The 17,124-nt window shown below is 67.8% G+C and carries 15 protein-coding genes; 3 read left to right on the top strand and 12 right to left on the bottom strand.

Going from position 1 to position 17,124, the window contains the following annotated elements; all coding sequences use genetic code 11:
- Nucleotides 1–181 precede the first annotated feature (181 nt).
- Both MKL20_RS12380 and MKL20_RS12385 read left to right on the top strand, forming a co-directional pair.
- The gene (locus MKL20_RS12380) at nucleotides 182–1,468 is read left to right on the top strand and encodes a glycosyltransferase (RefSeq protein ID WP_244036909.1); all 1,287 of its coding nucleotides are present in this window, start codon (nucleotides 182–184) and stop codon (nucleotides 1,466–1,468) included.
- A 175-nt stretch (nucleotides 1,469–1,643) separates the two neighbouring features.
- Nucleotides 1,644–2,672: an HWE histidine kinase domain-containing protein gene (locus MKL20_RS12385; protein ID WP_244036910.1), complete on the top strand. Its 1,029-nt coding sequence runs from the start codon at nucleotides 1,644–1,646 to the stop codon at nucleotides 2,670–2,672.
- Nucleotides 2,673–2,694: 22 nt separating this feature from the next.
- Here the strand turns inward: MKL20_RS12385 and MKL20_RS12390 are convergent, their stop codons facing one another.
- The 3 genes from MKL20_RS12390 to proS all read right to left on the bottom strand — a co-directional run bounded on the left by MKL20_RS12390 (nucleotide 2,695) and on the right by proS (nucleotide 6,304).
- Nucleotides 2,695–3,408, bottom strand: a complete 714-nt coding sequence (locus MKL20_RS12390) for an ABC transporter ATP-binding protein (protein WP_243962903.1) — start codon at nucleotides 3,406–3,408, stop codon at nucleotides 2,695–2,697.
- Between the two features lie 13 nt (nucleotides 3,409–3,421).
- Nucleotides 3,422–4,720 (bottom strand): lipoprotein-releasing ABC transporter permease subunit, encoded by a 1,299-nt coding sequence (locus tag MKL20_RS12395; protein WP_244036911.1) that lies wholly within the window; start codon nucleotides 4,718–4,720, stop codon nucleotides 3,422–3,424.
- A 258-nt stretch (nucleotides 4,721–4,978) separates the two neighbouring features.
- Nucleotides 4,979–6,304: a proline--tRNA ligase gene (proS, locus tag MKL20_RS12400; protein WP_244036912.1), complete on the bottom strand. Its 1,326-nt coding sequence runs from the start codon at nucleotides 6,302–6,304 to the stop codon at nucleotides 4,979–4,981.
- A 641-nt stretch (nucleotides 6,305–6,945) separates the two neighbouring features.
- Here proS and MKL20_RS12405 point away from each other — a divergent pair.
- A complete protein-coding gene (locus MKL20_RS12405; protein WP_243962898.1) occupies nucleotides 6,946–7,146 on the top strand; it encodes a hypothetical protein in 201 nt (66 codons plus the stop codon).
- A 17-nt stretch (nucleotides 7,147–7,163) separates the two neighbouring features.
- Here the strand turns inward: MKL20_RS12405 and MKL20_RS12410 are convergent, their stop codons facing one another.
- From MKL20_RS12410 to MKL20_RS12450, 9 genes are all read right to left on the bottom strand, one after another.
- On the bottom strand, nucleotides 7,164–7,487 hold the full coding sequence (locus MKL20_RS12410; RefSeq protein WP_244036913.1) for a DUF1467 family protein: 324 nt from the start codon (nucleotides 7,485–7,487) through the stop codon (nucleotides 7,164–7,166).
- An 8-nt stretch (nucleotides 7,488–7,495) separates the two neighbouring features.
- A complete protein-coding gene (gene mce / locus MKL20_RS12415) occupies nucleotides 7,496–7,900 on the bottom strand; it encodes a methylmalonyl-CoA epimerase (protein ID WP_244036914.1) in 405 nt (134 codons plus the stop codon).
- A 322-nt stretch (nucleotides 7,901–8,222) separates the two neighbouring features.
- A complete protein-coding gene (locus MKL20_RS12420; RefSeq protein WP_244036915.1) occupies nucleotides 8,223–9,896 on the bottom strand; it encodes a ribonuclease J in 1,674 nt (557 codons plus the stop codon).
- A gap of 16 nt (nucleotides 9,897–9,912) precedes the next feature.
- A complete protein-coding gene (locus MKL20_RS12425; RefSeq protein ID WP_244036916.1) occupies nucleotides 9,913–10,716 on the bottom strand; it encodes a biotin--[acetyl-CoA-carboxylase] ligase in 804 nt (267 codons plus the stop codon).
- Nucleotides 10,717–10,773: 57 nt separating this feature from the next.
- A complete protein-coding gene (nuoN, locus tag MKL20_RS12430; RefSeq protein WP_243962891.1) occupies nucleotides 10,774–12,219 on the bottom strand; it encodes an NADH-quinone oxidoreductase subunit NuoN in 1,446 nt (481 codons plus the stop codon).
- 10 nt (nucleotides 12,220–12,229) lie between these two features.
- A complete protein-coding gene (locus MKL20_RS12435) occupies nucleotides 12,230–13,750 on the bottom strand; it encodes an NADH-quinone oxidoreductase subunit M (RefSeq protein ID WP_244036917.1) in 1,521 nt (506 codons plus the stop codon).
- 1 nt (nucleotide 13,751) lies between these two features.
- Complete coding sequence (gene nuoL / locus MKL20_RS12440) at nucleotides 13,752–15,875, bottom strand: NADH-quinone oxidoreductase subunit L (RefSeq protein WP_244036918.1); 2,124 nt, start codon at nucleotides 15,873–15,875, stop codon at nucleotides 13,752–13,754.
- A 109-nt stretch (nucleotides 15,876–15,984) separates the two neighbouring features.
- Nucleotides 15,985–16,290 (bottom strand): NADH-quinone oxidoreductase subunit NuoK, encoded by a 306-nt coding sequence (gene nuoK / locus MKL20_RS12445; RefSeq protein ID WP_058192287.1) that lies wholly within the window; start codon nucleotides 16,288–16,290, stop codon nucleotides 15,985–15,987.
- Between the two features lie 22 nt (nucleotides 16,291–16,312).
- Complete coding sequence (locus MKL20_RS12450; protein ID WP_243962888.1) at nucleotides 16,313–16,933, bottom strand: NADH-quinone oxidoreductase subunit J; 621 nt, start codon at nucleotides 16,931–16,933, stop codon at nucleotides 16,313–16,315.
- Nucleotides 16,934–17,124 lie beyond the last annotated feature (191 nt).

Below are 17,124 nucleotides of genomic sequence, written 5' to 3' on the forward strand. Positions count from 1 at the left end.
GAGGCCCGGGGCGGATAAGGCCTGCGGCTTCAAATGATGGTAAACAAATAGTGGCTTGATACAGATCAGGGGGGCTGGCATGTCCCGCGCGTTAAGGGGGACGTTCATTATTTGACCGCTGGGGTCAAAGGAGCAGGCTATTCCCGCGCAGGACATTGGTGGGCGGATCGAGGTGGCCCTCGTGGCCATTGGGACACACGGCGACGTGCTGCCGTTCATCGCGCTGGGCCACGCACTTCTGGCCCGCGGTCACGGTGTTACGCTGGCTGCTCCGGCTCCGTTCGAGCCGATGGCACGCCGTGCCGGCCTCGCCTTCCAGCCCCTCGGCACGGCCGCCGATTACGAGGCCGTGATCGGCCAGCCCGAACTCTGGCATCCGCGCTGGGGCTTCCGCCCGATGTTCGACTTCGCCCTGCGGGTGGCGGAGACGACCTGCCTGTGGCTCGGGGCGACCCGGGCGCGCGGTGTCGCGCAGATCGTGGTCGCCTCGCCGCTCGCCTGGGGCGCGCGGCTCGCGCAGGAACTCTACGACATCCCGGCCGCCACGCTGCACGTGATGCCGTTGCTGATCGAGAGCCGGTCCGATCCGCCCCGCCTGCCGGGGCTGCCGCTGCCGCGGATCCTGCCGGCTGCGCTACGGGCCTACGTCAACCGCGGGGCCGACAAGCTGGCGGTCGGCCCGTTCACCCTGCCGCCCCTGAACGCGCTACGGGCACGCCTGGGCCTCGATCCGATCACCCGGCTGCGGCACTGGTGGAACAGCCCGACCCGCATGCTGCTGATGTTCCCGGACTGGTACGCCGCGCCCCAGGCGGACTGGCCGGCCCAGGCGGTGCAGCTCGGTTTCCCGCTGGTCGACCGGTTCGGCGACGTACCGGTGATGCCGCCGGAGCTGGAGACTTTTCTGGCCGCCGGCGAGGCGCCACTGGTGTTCACCTACGGCTCGGCGATGCGCCAGGGCGCGCCCTTCTTCGAGACCGCCTTGGCGGTCTGCCGCCGCATGGGCCGGCGCGGCGTGCTGCTCGCCCCTCAGGACGGCCAGATCCCGAAGCCGCTGCCGCCGGGGATCATCCATCTGCCCTACGCGCCCTTGAGCGCGTTGCTGCCGCGCAGCGCCGCGTTGATCCATCATGGCGGCGTCGGCACGGTGGCGCAGGCCCTGGCGGCGGGCATCCCGCAGCTCGTCGTTCCGGTGGCGTTCGACCATTTCGACGAGGGGCGGCGCCTCAAGGACCGGACGCTCGGCGCCACCTTGAGCCGCCGCGCCTTCCGCCCGGCCCGGGCCGCCCGGGTCCTGGGCCGGCTGCTCACCGATCCGGCGGTGGGGCGCGCCTGCGCCCTGGCCAAGGCGCGCATGGCCGAACGTGGCGACGCGCTCCTGGAGGCGTGTGACTGGATCGAGGCGCTGGGTCTTCCGGAAGCTGCGAGCGGATCCGGACCGGGGGCCGCGGAAGCCGGCCGCCGTTGAGGGGCCGGGTATCGCTCGGGAGACGGCGCCCTGGCGCGTCCCCTTGGACGATGGATTGAGGCCCGCGGCTATCCCCCTCAGTGGACTTGCCCCCGGCCCCATGCTCCGGTCCGACACGCTTGCCGCGACTTCGTGTGCCATCTGCGATCCGACGGGCGAGCGTCGGGAGACTGTCATGCACGGCTCTCCAGAGTCCGGCGTCGAAATCGGCACGGCCCCCGACATTAACGCGGCCTTCCTGAGGGCGGCGGTCGAGGCCACCGGCGAAGCCATCCTCGTCACCTCGGCCAACCTCTCCGAACCCGGACCGATCATCGAGTACGCCAACCCAGCCTTCGCGCGCATGACCGGGTATTCGCAGGCCGAAGTGATCGGGCGCTCGCCGCGCTTCCTGCAGGGGCCGCTGACCGATCCGGTCAGCCTCGCCGCCATGAAACGGGCGCTCATGGCGGGGGAACCGTTCCAGGGCGAGGCCGTGAACTACCGCAAGGACGGGACGACCTACGCGGTCGAATGGCTGATCACACCCGTTCTCGATGGCAACGGGGCGATCGCACATTGGGTCTCGGCCCAGCGCGAGGTGACCGAGCGCAGGGAGGCGCTCGAACACCAGAAGCTCCTCGTGCGCGAGCTGCATCACCGCGTGAAGAATACCCTCGCCACGGTCCAGGCCATCATGAGCTCGACCGCGCGGGGGAGCCTGACCATGCAGGAATTTCAGCGCGCGTTCGGCGGACGGATCGCATCCCTGGCCAAGACGCACACGCTGCTGACCGAAGACCGGTTCCAGTCGGTGCCGTTTCGGGACCTGCTCTGGGCCGAACTCGAACCCTACGACGACGGCAGCCAGATCCGCATTCGCCTGGCGGGACCGGACGTGGTCCTGGCTTCGGAATTCGCCGTCCCGGTCGGCATGGCGGTCCATGAACTCACCACCAATGCGGCCAAGCACGGCGCGCTGGCGGAGTTCGGCGGTCGCGTCGAGGTCACGTGGTCCTTGGACGAGACCGAGGCAGGTCCGCGGCTGATCTGGATCTGGAACGAGCACGACGGGCCGCCGGTCGCGCTTCCGACCCGCGAGGGGTTCGGATCCCGGCTGCTGAAGCGGGTCCTGTCCACCCAGGTCCATGCGGAGGTTCACATCGACTATGATCCCGATGGCCTGCGCGTCACCGTGAACCTGCCGCTCTTCTCGCCCTATTGAGCGCGACCTGAGGCCGTTCCGCTCAATCGAGCGGCGTGATCAGCCCGTCGCGGATCGTCACCCGGCGGTCCATGCGGGCGGCGAGATCCAGGTTGTGGGTGGCGACCAGGGCCGCGAGACCCGAGGCCCGCACCAGCGACATCAGCACCGAGAAGACGTGGCCGGCGGTGCCGGGGTCGAGATTGCCGGTGGGCTCGTCGGCCAGCAGCAGTCGCGGGCCGTTGGCCACGGCCCGGGCGATGGCGACGCGCTGCTGCTCGCCGCCCGACAGCTCGGCCGGGCGATGCGGCAGGCGCTCCTTGAGGCCGAGGAAGCTCAGCAGCTCGGTGGCGCGGGCCTTCGCCTCGGCGCTGCCGAGGCCGCGGATCAGCTGCGGCATCACCACGTTCTCGAGCGCCGAGAACTCAGGCAGCAGATGGTGGAACTGGTAGACGAAGCCCATCTCCTCGCGGCGCAGGCGGGTGCGCTCGACATCCGGCATCGCGGCGGTCGGCCGTCCGCCGATATAGACCTCGCCGCCATCGGGCCGCTCCAGCAGGCCGGCGAGGTGCAGGAGCGTCGACTTGCCGGCGCCGGACGGCGCGACCAAAGCTACCAGTTCCCCGGGCCAGATCGCGAGGTCGGCCCCACGCAAGATATCGAGGGCCCCTTCGGCCTGGGGATAGCGCCGCTCGACGCGGGCGAAGAACAGGGCCGGCACCGGCGGGGTGCCGGCGGGCTGGCTTGCATCGCTCATGGGGTGCGGACCGTCAGCCGTAGCGCAGGGCCTGCACCGGATCGAGCCGGGCGGCACGCCAGGAGGGATAAAGCGTCGCCGCAAGCGACAGCAACAGCGACGTGATCACCACGGCGGTGATCTCCTTCGGGTTCATCTGGGCCGGGATCTCGGCCAGGAACCGCACGGTCGGATCCCACGCGCCGGGAAACAGCACGTGCTGGATCGGCTTGATGTTCAGGGTGATCAGCACGCCGAGCCCGAGACCGCTCAGGGTCCCGACCAGGCCGATCAGCGCGCCGTTGATCAGGAACACGCGCATGATCGTGCCGGGGGTCGCCCCCATGGTGCGCAGGATCGCGATGTCGCTCGACTTGTCGCGCACCAGCAGGATCAGGCCCGAGACGATGTTGAGCGTCGCCACCACGACGATCAGGCTGAGGATCAGGAACATCACGTTGCGCTCGACTTCGAGCGCCCCGAAAAAGGTGCGGTTGCGCTGGCGCCAGTCGGTGAGCAGCACCGGACGCTCGGCCGCCATCTCCAGGGGCTCACGCATGTCGCCGACTTGATCGGGCTTGTCGACGTAGATCTCGATCATGCTGACGTCGCTCTCCCGGTTGAAGAACGCCTGCGCCTCGGTGAGCGGCATGAACACGAAGGTCTGGTCGAACTCGGTCATGCCGACCTCGAACACCGCCTTGACCGCGTAGCTCTTGGTCCGGGGCGCCGTGCCGAACGGCGTGGACGCGCCCTTGGGCGTCACCAGGGTGATGTTGTCCCCGGCCTGAAGCCCCAAGGAATCCGCGAGCCGCCGGCCGATCAGGACGCCGGTACCGTCATCGAACCCTTCCAGGGTGCCGCCGCGGATCGCGCTGGAGACGGCGGCGAGCGCGTCGAGATCGGCGGCGCGCACGCCGCGCACGATCACGCCCGAGCCGCCGAACTGCGACGAGGCGAAGGCCTGGCCTTCCACGAGCGGCACCGCGGCGCGCACGCCCGCCACCTTCGACAGGCGTTCCGACAGGTCGACCCAATCGTTGAACGGCCGGTCGATCGGCGTTGCGAAGAGATGCCCGTTGATGCCGACGATCTTGGAGAGCAGCTCCGCGCGAAACCCGTTCATCACCGAGAGCACGATGATCAAGGTGGCTACACCCAGCGCGATGCCGAGCACGGAGAAGAACGCGACCACCGACACGCCGCCGCCCCGGCGGCGCGCCCGCAAGTAGCGGCCGGCGATGATCCACTCGAACGGCGCGAACGGGGCCGTTCCCTCGCGGAAGGAGGCCGCGAAGCCCCTCACCCGATCGATCGCCGCTGCGCCCGCCATGGGGAAAGTCCTACGCATCCTGTGCCGAATGGCCGCCGTGCCGATGCATGAACACAAATCCTGGCAGAATTGCCTCCCGCAAATCCACTATCCGGCCGACAGGGACGTCATGGGATCCCAAAGGGCAAGCCCTTTGGCGGGGTATCGGGGCGTAGCCCCGATGTCGCGGACTTTGCCCTGCATTCCCACAAGGCCTTGGACCCTTTGAATCCGGGACCTTTTGCGTACGCCGTCCGCCCCCGCGGTCGAGAACGGGTTCTACACCCGGCGGATGCGGGCCAGCAGGTCGATTGTGGCGAGGCTCTCGCGCTCGCCCCCGGCGCGGCGCTTCAGCTCGACCTTGCCCTCGGCCAGGCCCTTCGGCCCGACGATCACCTGCCAGGGCAGGCCGATCAGGTCGGCGGTGGCGAATTTCGCGCCCGGGCGCTCGTCGCGGTCGTCGTAGAGCACGGACAGGCCGGCGGCCTCGAACTCCGACTGGATCTGCGCGCAGGCGGCGTCGGTGCCGGCGTCACCGACCTTGAGGTTGATCAGCGCCACGTCGAAGGGCGCGACTGAATCCGGCCAGATGATCCCAGCCTCGTCGTGGCTGGCCTCGACGATCGCGGCCACCAGCCGGCTCGGGCCGATGCCGTAGGAGCCCATATGGACCGGCTGCTCGATCCCGTCCGGCCCGGTGACCTTGGCGCCCATCGGCTCGGAATACTTGGTGCCGAAATAGAAGATGTGCCCGACCTCGATGCCGCGCGCACTCAGGCGGCTCTCCTCCGGCACCTCCGCGAAGGCCTCCGGCTCGTGGATCTCGTCGGTGGCGGCGTAGTGCGAAGTCCAGGCGTCGACGATGCCCTGGAGCGCGGCCACGTCGTCGAAATCCACGGTCTCGGGCGGCGTCTCGAAATCGAGATAGGCGCGGTCGCAGAACACCTCGCTCTCGCCGGTCTTGGCCAGGATGATGAACTCGTGGGACAGGTCGCCGCCGATCGGGCCGGTATCGGCGCGCATCGGGATCGCCCGCAGGCCGAGCCCCGCGAAGGTGCGCAGGTAGGCCACGAACATGCGGTTATAGGCGTGGCGCGCCCCGGCCTGGTCGAAGTCGAACGAATAGGCGTCCTTCATCAGGAACTCGCGCGAGCGCATCGTGCCGAAGCGCGGCCGCACCTCGTCCCGGAACTTCCACGAGATCTGGTAGAGATTCTTGGGCAGGTCCTTGTAGGAGCGCACGCTCGCGCGGAAAATCTCCGTGACCATCTCCTCGGCGGTGGGACCGTAGAGCATCTCGCGGTCGTGCCGGTCCTTCAGACGCAGCATCTCCTTGCCGTAGGCGTCGTAGCGCCCGGATTCCCGCCAGAGTTCGGCCGATTGCACGGTCGGCATCAGGATCTCGATGGCGCCGGAGCGATCCTGCTCCCGGCGGATCACCGCGCAGACCCGCTCCAGCACCCGCAGGCCCAGCGGCAGCCAGGCGTAGATGCCCGCCGCCTCCTGGCGCACCAAGCCGGCGCGCAGCATCAGGCGGTGGGAGACGATCTCGGCTTCCTTGGGCGTCTCGCGCAAGGTCGGCATGAAGTAGCGGGACAGACGCATGTTTTGGGAGGCTTGTCTTCGGGGGTTTCGGCCTGGATCCGGCCGGGAGGAACCGAGGCGCGCGGGCACACAACACGCCGGGGAAGCAAATTACAAGCACTGTCGGATCACGGCGGGGCGTAATCGGGCCGCGCCGCCCGGACCGCCTCACCGAGGGCTGCGCGGACCGGTCTTGCTGCCTCAATCGGAATCGATCTGCCCATTTGCCGGCAAGAAAGCGCAGATTTTTCTCGCAGACCCGGTGACAACACGAATTGTTGTTCCTATAAGCGGCTCGTGATGTTTGCGACGCCCGCAAGAGGTGGCGCAGGGTCCGAGTCTCGGGAGGAAAACCGACCGCCACGCAGGCAATGCGTAGGATAATCAAAGGTCGAGCCACTGCAGCTTGAAAAGCAAGGCCTCAGGCCTTGCTTTTTTTGTTGTTGGACATCCTCCGCGACGGCGTTCCCGATCCTGTCCTGTGCTGTCCGGCGCCGACGGCCGGTCGTCGGTCCGCGGCAATCGGCATGCTGTGAACAGCGGTGAAAGCGCGGACAAGTCGATGGTTTGTCGACTACTGGACTTTGCCGGCGCAAGTCATTAACCCGCAACATCTTTTCGCGGCACATGGTGGGGCATGGACCTTACCGGGTGAGCCCGCCATGCACTTCCAGATCCGCCAGGCCGAGCATCTCTGGTCCTGGGTCCTGCTCAACGAGGCTGACGAGACGGTCGCCGAGTCGCACCGGACGTTTCCATCGGCCGCGCAGGCTTCAGCGGCCGCCCTCGCCTTCGCCCATCTGGTATCCCGGGCGGGTAAATCGCTGACGGTGCGCTCGTCCTCTTCCGGGACGCTGCTGTAGGGCCCAGTCGTTTGCCTTTACAGCCCGGTCAGAGGGAACACCGCCAGCGCGACCAAGAAGGCGGCGCCGGCGACCAGCGTCGTCCAGATCGCCTTCTCGCGCAGCCGCGGAGACGCCGGGGCGCCCGGATCCTGCCCGGGCACGACGTGGCTCGGCCGGGTCTCGGGCTGGTTGCGCAGGGGCAGGACGGCGAAGAGCAGCGTCCACCACACCACGAAGTAGAGCGCGATCGCCCCGCCGATCGTCAGCTTGAACTGGCTGACGCCGACGGTCACGAAGGCGGCCACCAGCACGGCCACGACCAGCAGGGTCGCCGGGGTCGAGCGGGCCAGCGCGGTCATGATCCGGCTCACACCTGCTCCAGCTCGACCAGGGTGCCGAGAAAGTCCTTGGGGTGCAGGAACAGCACCGGCTTGCCGTGGGCGCCGATGCGCGGCTCGCCGGTGCCGATCACCCGGGCGCCCTGCGCCTTGAGCCGGTCGCGGGCGGCCAGGATGTCGTCGACCTCGTAGCAGACGTGGTGGACGCCCCCGCCCGGGTTGCGGGCTACGAACGCCTCGATCGGCGAGCCCTCGCCCAGCGGCGCCATCAGCTCGATCTTGCTGTTGGGCAATTCGACGAACACCACCGTGACGCCATGCTCCGGCTGCGGCAGCGGTGGGGTGATCGTGGCGCCCAGCGTGTCGCGATACACCGCGCAGGCGGCGTCGAGATCCTGCACGGCGATGGCCACGTGATTGAGCCGCCCGATCATTGTTTGGTTCCTCCCGTTGACGCTCCGATCGGCAGGCTCCGCGTCCCCCTCATGCCGACCTCATCCCGAGGTGCTGCGCAGCAGCCTCGAAGGAGCCCTCCAGGGATCGCGCGGCCGGCTGGAGGGCTCCTTCGAGGCCCAGCGATCTTCGATCGCCAGGCACCTCAGGATGAGGGGATCGGGTGGGACCTGCCGTGGTCCGTCGTCTCGTCTGTCTATCCTAGCGCGTCGTCCTGGATATCAGAACCCGGACGATGCGCTCGGTCTTTGGTTGCGCGTCATCGTTTTCCGAAAGCCGGAAACGGCCTTTCGGGATGACCGCTCAGACTTCCACCACCTGCACGTGGCAGGCGGGCTTCTTGCCCCAGACCTCGTTCACGGCGGTGCGTACGGCCCGGTCGACCGTCTTCTCGACGCCCTCCGAATCCTTGAGCTTGCCCCGCGACATCCCCGACAGGGTGCGCGAGACGGCATCGACCACCGTCTCGATCAGCGGCTCGCCGGAGCGGCCGCGATTGGGCAGGCCGATGATGTCGACGGCCGGATCACCCAGCACGACGCCGTCCTCATCGATGGCGATTGCCACCGAGACGAGACCGGCCTGCATGAGCTTGCGCCGCTCCGGGATCGCCCGGTCCTTCTCGTCGATCAGGACGTTGCCGTCCTTGAACAGGCGGCCGGCCTTCACGTGGTCGATCACCTCGGGCTTGCCGGGGCTGAGGCGGACGAGGCTGCCGTTGCGGGCCTTGACCACGTTCTGGACGCCCTGGGCCCGGGCGAAGCGGGCGTGCTCGTCGAGGTGCAGCGCCTCGCCGTGGACCGGGATCGCGGTGCCTGGCCGGGTCCACTTGTACATCTCGACCATCTCGTCCCGCCTCGGGTGGCCGGAGACGTGGACCAGCTCGGTCCGGTCGGTGATCACCTCGACGCCCTGCTCGACCAGATCGTTGATGATCGACCCGACATCGCGCTCGTTACCGGGGATTGCCCGCGAGGAAAAAATCACACGGTCGCCAGCGGCCAGGCTGATATCCGGATGGTCCTTGCGCGAGACCCGGGCGAGCGCCGCCCGCGGCTCGCCCTGCGAACCGGTGAGCAGGGCCACGACCCGCTCGCGGGGCAGGTTCTTCCAGGAATCCGAGCGGCGGAACTCGGGCAGGCCGTCGAGGTAGCCGCACTCGCGGGCGACATCGATCACCCGGTCCATGGCCCGGCCGACCGCAACGACCTCACGCCCGCAGGCCACGGCCGCCTCGGCCACCGCGCGGATGCGGGCGACGTTCGACGCGAAGGTGGTGACCGCGACCCGGTGGGGCGAATCCGCGATCAGCGTCTTGAGGGTGGCGGCGACTTCTTTCTCGCTCGGCGAGAAGCCCTCGCGCACCACGTTGGTCGAGTCGCAGACCAGCGCCAGGATGCCCTCGTCGCCGAGCGCCGTGAACGCCTCGGGCGAGGTGACCTCGCCAGCCACCGGGGTCGGGTCGATCTTCCAGTCGCCGGTATGGACCACGAGGCCCGCGGCGGTGCGGATCGCGATGGCGTTCGACTCAGGGATCGAGTGCGAGACCGGCACGTATTCGAGCTCGAACGGGCCGACGGTCACGCGCCGGCCGGGTTTGACCTCGCGCAGGTCGACCTTCGGGGCGCCGGGCTCGGACAACCGCCGGGTCTCCAGCAGGTTCTTGGCGAAGCGGGTCGCGTAGACCGGCACCTTGAGGCGCGGCCACAGCTCCGAGATCGCCCCGATATGGTCCTCGTGCGCGTGGGTGATGAAGATCCCGAGCAGGTCCTTCCGCCGCTCCTCGATGAAGGAGAGGTCGGGGAACATCAGGTCGATCCCCGGCATCTGCTCCTCACCGGCGAAGCCCATGCCGCAATCGACCATGATCCACTTGCGGCCCTTCTCCGGACCGAACCCGTAGAGGGCCGCATTCATCCCGATCTCGCCCACGCCGCCGAGCGGCAGGAAGACCAGCTCCTCCTGTCCCATCACCATCTGTCGTCGTCCAACATCATGCCGCCGTCGCGGCCGTTCCGAAATGCACCTCGCCCGCCGTCACGGTATGCCGTTTTCCGTCGGGGGCGAGGATCACGAGCCGCCCCCCCTCGTCGATGGTCTCGAACACGCCCCGCAGGATGTGTTCGCCGCTGCGCACCGCGATCTCCGACCCAAGACCCGCGGCCCGCGCGAGCCAATCCTCGCGCAGGTCAGCGAAATTCCGTCCCCGGTCCCAGGCGCGTGCCCGCACGGCCATCCGGTCCGAGAGATGTTCCAGTAGCGCTTCGGCGCCGCCGGCGTAACCCGTCGCGGCCAAGCTCGTCGCGCCGAGGTCGTCCGGGGCCGCCGCGACGTTGACGCCGAAGCCGATCACCGCGGCCCTGCGGCCGCCCGGCAGGGTCTCCGCCTCCAGCAGAAGTCCGGCTAGCTTGCCGTCGCCCAGCAGCACGTCGTTCGGCCATTTCAGCTTTAGAGATCGTGCGCAACCCCCGGTTCGGGTATCCGGCAGGGTGCCGCAGGCCGCCTCCAGCGCCTCGATCAGGGCGAGCCCGGCGACGAAGCCGAGCTCGGCGAGGTGGTCCGGCGCCACGCCGGCCGCCGGCCAGAGGACGCTGGCGGCCAGATTGCCCGGCAGCGACGCCCAGGTGTTCCCCCGGCGACCGCGACCCGCCTCCTGCCGGTGCGTGACCACCCAGAGCGGGCCGGTCTCGCCCGCCCGCGCCTGAGCCATGGCCTCGGTGTTGGTCGAGCCCAATGTGTCGTGAACGTGCAGGCGATGGCCCTGGGCGCGCGCCTCAGACCCGAGACGGTAGCTCAAGGCGTTCTTTTCTGATCGGGCCGCATTCTCATCGGGAGCGCCGGAAGGCCGCCGGATCTAGAACAGCGACCGGGCCGCCCGGCCGGCGACGCCGACCAGCGGACCGGGGAGCAGGAAGAACAGCACCACGACGACGCTCGACAGGGCGAGCACCACCCGCAGGCCCGGGGCCATCGCCTCGTAGGGCTCCTTCGGCTCGTCGAAATACATGATCTTGACCAAGCGCAGGTAGTAGTAGGCGCCGACCACGCTGGTCACCACGCCGATCACCGCCAGGGTCACGAGGCCCGCTTTGATGGCGGCGGCGAAGACGTAGAACTTGGCGAAGAACCCGGCGAGCGGCGGGATGCCGGCTAGCGAGAACATCATCGCGGCGAGGCAGAAGGCCACCCAGGGATGGGTGCGGGACAGGCCCGACAGGTCCTCGATCGACTCGAACATCACGTCCCGGCGCCGGAGCGACAGGATGATCGCGAAGGTGCCGAGCGTCATCGCCAAGTAGATGATCATGTAGGTGACCAGCCCGCTGATCCCCTCCTCGGAGCCGCAGGCGAGGCCGATCAGCGCGTAGCCGATATTGGCGATCGACGAGTAGGCCATCAGGCGCTTGATCGAGCGCTGGCCGATGGCCGCGAACGAGCCCAGTGCCATCGAGACCACGGCGACGAAGATGAAGATCTGCTGCCAGATCGCGGTCACGTCCGGCATGGCGCCGATGAACACCCGCACGGTCATGGCGACGGCAGCCATCTTGGGCGCGGTGGCGAAGAAGGCCGTCACCGGGGTCGGCGAGCCCTCGTAGACGTCGGGCGTCCACATGTGGAACGGCACCGCCGCCATCTTGAAGCAGACGCCCGCGGCCAGGAACACGATGCCCAGCACGATGCCCAGCCCGGCATTCTCGTTGAGCGCCGAGACGATGCCGGGGAACGAGACCGTGCCGGTGAAGCCGTAGACCAGGGAGGCGCCGTAGAGCAGCATCCCGGAGGAAAGCGCGCCGAGCACGAAGTACTTGAGGCCGGCCTCGGTCGACTTGGCATTGTCCCGGTGGAAGGCCGCGATCACGTAGGCTGCGAGCGATTGCAGCTCCAGGCCGAGATAGAGGGCGATCAGGTCATTGGCCGAGACCATCACCATCATGCCAATGGTGCAGAGGACGATCAGCACCGGGAACTCGAACCGGTCGATCTGCTCGCGCTTGAAGAAGTCGTGCGCCAGCAGGATCGTCGCCGCCGAGCCGAGCAGCACCAGCGACTTCATCACCTTGGCGAAGGCGTCCGAGACGAAGGCGCCCGACAGGGTGGTCACCCGGCCGGCGGTCGGCTGTGACAGGACCACGAACAGCGCGAACAGGAGCAGGACCAGGGCGCCGATGCTGACGCTCTCGGCGGAGCGGTCGCCGCGCCAGGCGCCGTAGAGGATCATCAGCAGCACGCCGACGCCGAGGATCAGCTCGGGCAGGAGCGGCGCCAGCGAGGGCAGGACGGAATGGACGGTGGGCATCTGTTCCGTCTCAGCGTGGGAGCGGCAGCGCGGCGGCTGCGGTCTGGGTGTTGGCCAGCGCGGCCTTCATGCCGGTCATCAGCGCCTCGGTGGAGGGCGCGAAGACGTCCAGCACCGGGGCCGGATGCACGCCGTAATAGATCGTCAGCACGACCAGCGGCCCCAGGATCAGCTTCTCCCGGATGTCGAGGTCCAGGATGCCCTGGAGGTTGGGCTTCTCGAGCTTCCCGTAGATTACCCGTGCGTAGAGCCACAGGGCATAGCCGGCCGACAGGATGATGCCGAAGGTCGAGAAGAACGCGACGTTCGGGTTCGCCTTGAAGGCGCCGAGCATCGACAGGAACTCGCCGACGAAGCCGGAGGTGCCGGGCAGGCCGACATTGGCCATGGTGAACACCATCATGGCCACCGCGTAGAGCGGCATCCGCTTCACGAGGCCGCCATAGGCGGCGATCTCGCGGGTGTGCATCCGATCGTAGACCACGCCGACGCACAGGAAGAGCGCCGACGCCACGATGCCGTGCGAGATCATCAGGAACAGGGCGCCCTGGATGCCCTGCTCGTTCAGGGTGAACAGGCCGAGCGTCACGAAGCCCATATGAGCGACCGACGAGTAGGCGATCAGCTTCTTGATGTCGGTCTGCATCAGCGCGGTGAGCGAGGTGAAGATGATCGCGATCACCGAGAGGGCGAAGACCAGGGGGGCGAAATCCTGGCTCGCCACCGGCAGCATCGGCAGGGAGATCCGGATGAAGCCGTAGCCGCCCATCTTCAGCAGGATGCCCGCCAGGATCACCGAGCCGGCAGTGGGCGCCTCGACGTGGGCGTCGGGCAGCCAGGTATGGACCGGCCACATCGGCATCTTCACCGCGAAGGAGGCGAAGAAGGCCAGCCACAGCCAGGTCTGCATCTGCACCGGGAAGCGGTATTGCAGGAGGGTCGGGATGTCGGTGGTGCCGGCCTGCCAGTACATCGCCATCACGGCGAGCAGCATCAGCACCGAGCCGAGCAGGGTGTAGAGGAAGAACTTGAAGCTCGCATAGACCCGGCGCGCTCCGCCCCAGATGCCGATGATCAGGAACATCGGGATCAGGCCGGCCTCGAAGAACAGGTAGAACAGCAGCAGGTCGAGGGAGGCGAACACGCCGATCATCGTCGTCTCAAGGACGAGGAAGGCGACGAAATACTCCTTCACCCGGACGTGGATCGAGGTCCACGACGCGCCGATGCAGAACGGCATCAGGAAGGTCGTGAGCAGGATCAGCGGCATCGAGAAGCCGTCGACGCCGAGCTTGAACCGGATCGTCTCGGCCAGCCACGGATGGCTCTCGACCAGCTGGAAGCTCGACGACGCGGGGTCGTAGCGGCCCCAGGCCACCAGGGACAGGACGAAGGTGACGATGGTGGTGGCGAGCGCGGCCCAGCGGCTGTTGCGCGCCACCGACTCGTCGTCGCCCTTCAGGGTGAGGATGAAGGCCGCGCCGCAGAGCGGGACGATCAGCAGGCCGGAGAGGATGCCGAGGCCGAGCATGTCAGTGAACACCCTTGGGCAGGCCGGCCATCAGGTACCAGCTGATCAGGCCAGCGACGCCGATGAGCATGACGAAGGCGTAGTGGTAGACGTAGCCCGTCTGCAGGCGGACTACCCCGCGGGTCACGTCGACGACGCGCGCCGCGATGCCGTTGGGGCCGAGCCCGTCGATGATCTTGCCGTCGCCCTGCTTCCAGAGGAACAGGCCGAAATCCTTGGCCGGACGCACGAAGATCCTGTCGTAGAGCTCGTCGAAGTACCACTTGTTGAGCAGGAACCGGTACAGCGACGGCTGCTGCGCGGCGAGCGCACCGGGCAGTTCCGGGCGGCGGATATACATCCAGAACGCCAGGACGAAGCCGAGGATCAGCATGATCAGCGGCGCATAGGACACCAGGGCCGGGACCTCGTGGATCTCGTGCATGATGTGATTCTCGGGGCCGTGCGCCAGGGCATGGCCCCAGAACGCGTCCATGCCGGACCCGATGAAGCGGTCGTGGAAGATGATCCCGGCAAACAGCGCGCCGAAGGCCAGCACCGCCAGCGGGATGGTCATGACCAGCGGGCTCTCGTGAGGCGTGTGGTCGCCGTGATGGCCGTGCCCGTGATGGTCGTCCGCGACGAGGTCGCTCTTGTGGGCCGGCTCGACGTCGTGGCCGCGATCGTCGTGGGCCACGCCCTCGGTGTGGCCCGGGGCGCCGTCGGCCTCGTGGGCCAGGGCGGCATGGGCGGTGCCCGCATGGGCGACTGCCGGAGCGGCGTGGTCATCATGCGCCGCATGGACGCCCCAGCGGGCCGGACCCTCGAAGGTCATGAAGAACAGGCGCCAGGAGTAGAACGAGGTGAAGAACGCCGCCACCACGGTGCACAGGAAGGCCAGCGTGTGCCCGGGCCGGGTCGAGGCGTAGGCGGCCTCGATGATCGCGTCCTTCGAGTAGTAGCCGGCCGTGTACGGGAAGCCGATCAGCGCGAGGGAGCCGATCGCCATCATGGCGCAGGTGAACGGGATGTGGGAGCGCAGGCCGCCCATGTTCCGCATGTCCTGCTCGTGGTGCATCGCGTGGATGACCGAGCCGGCGCCGAGGAACAGCAGCGCCTTGAAGAAGGCGTGGGTGAACAGGTGGAACACGCCGGCCGAGTAGGCGCCGACGCCGAGCGCTACGAACATGTAGCCGAGCTGCGAGCAGGTCGAGTAGGCGATCACCCGCTTGATGTCGTTCTGCACCAGCCCGATCGTGGCCGCGAAGAAGGCCGTGATGCCCCCGATCACCGTGACGACGATCAGCGCGTTCGGCGCCTCCTCGAACAGCGGCGACAGCCGGGCGACCATGAACACGCCGGCGGTCACCATGGTGGCGGCGTGGATCAGCGCCGAGACCGGGGTCGGTCCCTCCATGGCGTCCGGCAGCCAGGTGTGCAGCAGGAACTGCGCCGACTTGCCCATGGCGCCCATGAACAGCAGCAGGCAGGCCAGCGTCAGGGCGTTCCAATCGTAGCCGAGGAAGTGGAAGCTCAGGGTCTTGAGCGTGTCGACCTTGGAGAAGATCGCGTCGAACGCCACCGAGCCGGTCAGCACGAAGACCAGGAAGATGCCGAGCGAGAAGCCGAAATCGCCGACTCGATTGACGATGAACGCCTTCATGGCGGCGGCGTTGGCCGAGGGCTTCTCGTACCAGAAGCCGATCAGCAGGTAGGAGGCGAGGCCGACGCCCTCCCAGCCGAAGAACATCTGCACGAGGTTGTCGGCGGTCACCAGCATCAGCATGGCGAAGGTGAACAGCGACAGGTAGGCGAAGAACCGCGGCCGGTGCGGATCCTCGTGCATGTAGCCGACGGAGTAGAGGTGGACGAGGGTCGAGACCGTGGTGACGACCACGAGCATCACCCGGGTCAGCGCGTCGACCTTGAAGGCCCAGTCGACCTGGAGGTCACCGGCCGAGAACCAGGATGCGACCTGCACCCGTTCGGCGTGGCCGCCCTCGAGGAACACGCCCCAGGCGATCAGGGCCGTGAAGGCCAGGAACGCGGTGGTGATGTACTCGCAGGCCCGGGCCCCGATGTACCGGCCGAACAGGCCGGCGATCAGGAAGCCGATCAGCGGGAAGAAGACGATCGCGTGATACATCGCTCTCTTGCAGTCCGTCCTCCGGGCCGACCGCTAGGCGGCGTCCGGATTGTCACTCGGGGCCCATGAACGCGGGGCCGCGAACTCGGGTCGCGTGAAGAAGGGCGCCTTAGCCCTTCATCATGCTCACGTCCTCGACCGCGATGGTGCCGCGGTTGCGGAAGAAGACCACGAGGATGGCGAGGCCGATCGCCGATTCGGCGGCCGCGACGGTCAGCACGAACAGGGCGAAAACCTGTCCGGTGATGTCGTTCAGCTGCGTCGAGAAGGCGACCAGATTGATGTTGACCGCGAGCAGGATCAGCTCGATCGACATCAGGATGACGATGACGTTCTTGCGGTTGATGAAGATCCCGAGCACGCCGAGCGTGAACAGGATCGCCGCGACGGTGAGGTAGTGGCTCAGGCCGATCATCGTTCGAGTCCTTCGGCGGGCATCAGACCTCGACGCCCTGGCGGGAGGGCACCTTGCGGGTCTCCACCGCCATGCTCTGGGTGCGGGCGTTCTGGACCGAGATGTTCTGGCGCTTGACGCCCGGGCGGTCGCGCAGGGTCAGCACGATGGCGCCGATCATCGCGACCAGCAGGATCAGGCCGGCAAGCTGGAAGAAGTAGACGTAATCCGTGTAGAGCACCCGGCCGAGCGCCTGGGCGTTGGTGAGGTTCTCCGCCGCCGCGACGTTGCTGAGCGGCGCCTGAACAAGGTTCGGATCGATGGTCCAGGAGCCGACCACGAGCAGCAGCTCCACCAGGAAGATCGCCCCGATCAACCCGCCAACCGGCAGGTATTGCTGGAAGCCCTGGCGCAACTCGGCGAAGTCCACGTCGAGCATCATCACGACGAACAGGAACAACACCGCGACCGCGCCGACATAGACGACGACCAGGATCATCGCCAGGAACTCGGCGCCCATCAGGACGAACAGCCCGGCGGCGTTCACGAAGGCGAGAATCAGGAACAGCACTGAGGCGACGGGATTGCGCGAGGCGATCACCATGAAGCCCGACGCGACCGTGACGCTCGCGAACAGGTAGAAGAAGGCGGCTGCTGCGGTCATGCGCTCGTCGGGATCGGCCGCCGAAGCGGCCCCTTCTGCCTTGCGTGGAAACGGGCCGCAGCGGGCGGCCCGTCTATAGAACCCGGTCGGCGGGGGCACAACAGCGCCCCCGTCATCCCTCTAGCGCATCACCCCGGGCAACGGAACCGGGATGATGCGCTATCCCTTTGCTTTGCATCGTCTTTTCCGAA

Source organism: Methylobacterium sp. E-066, assembly GCF_022829635.1.
Taxonomy (GTDB): Bacteria; Pseudomonadota; Alphaproteobacteria; order Rhizobiales; family Beijerinckiaceae; genus Methylobacterium.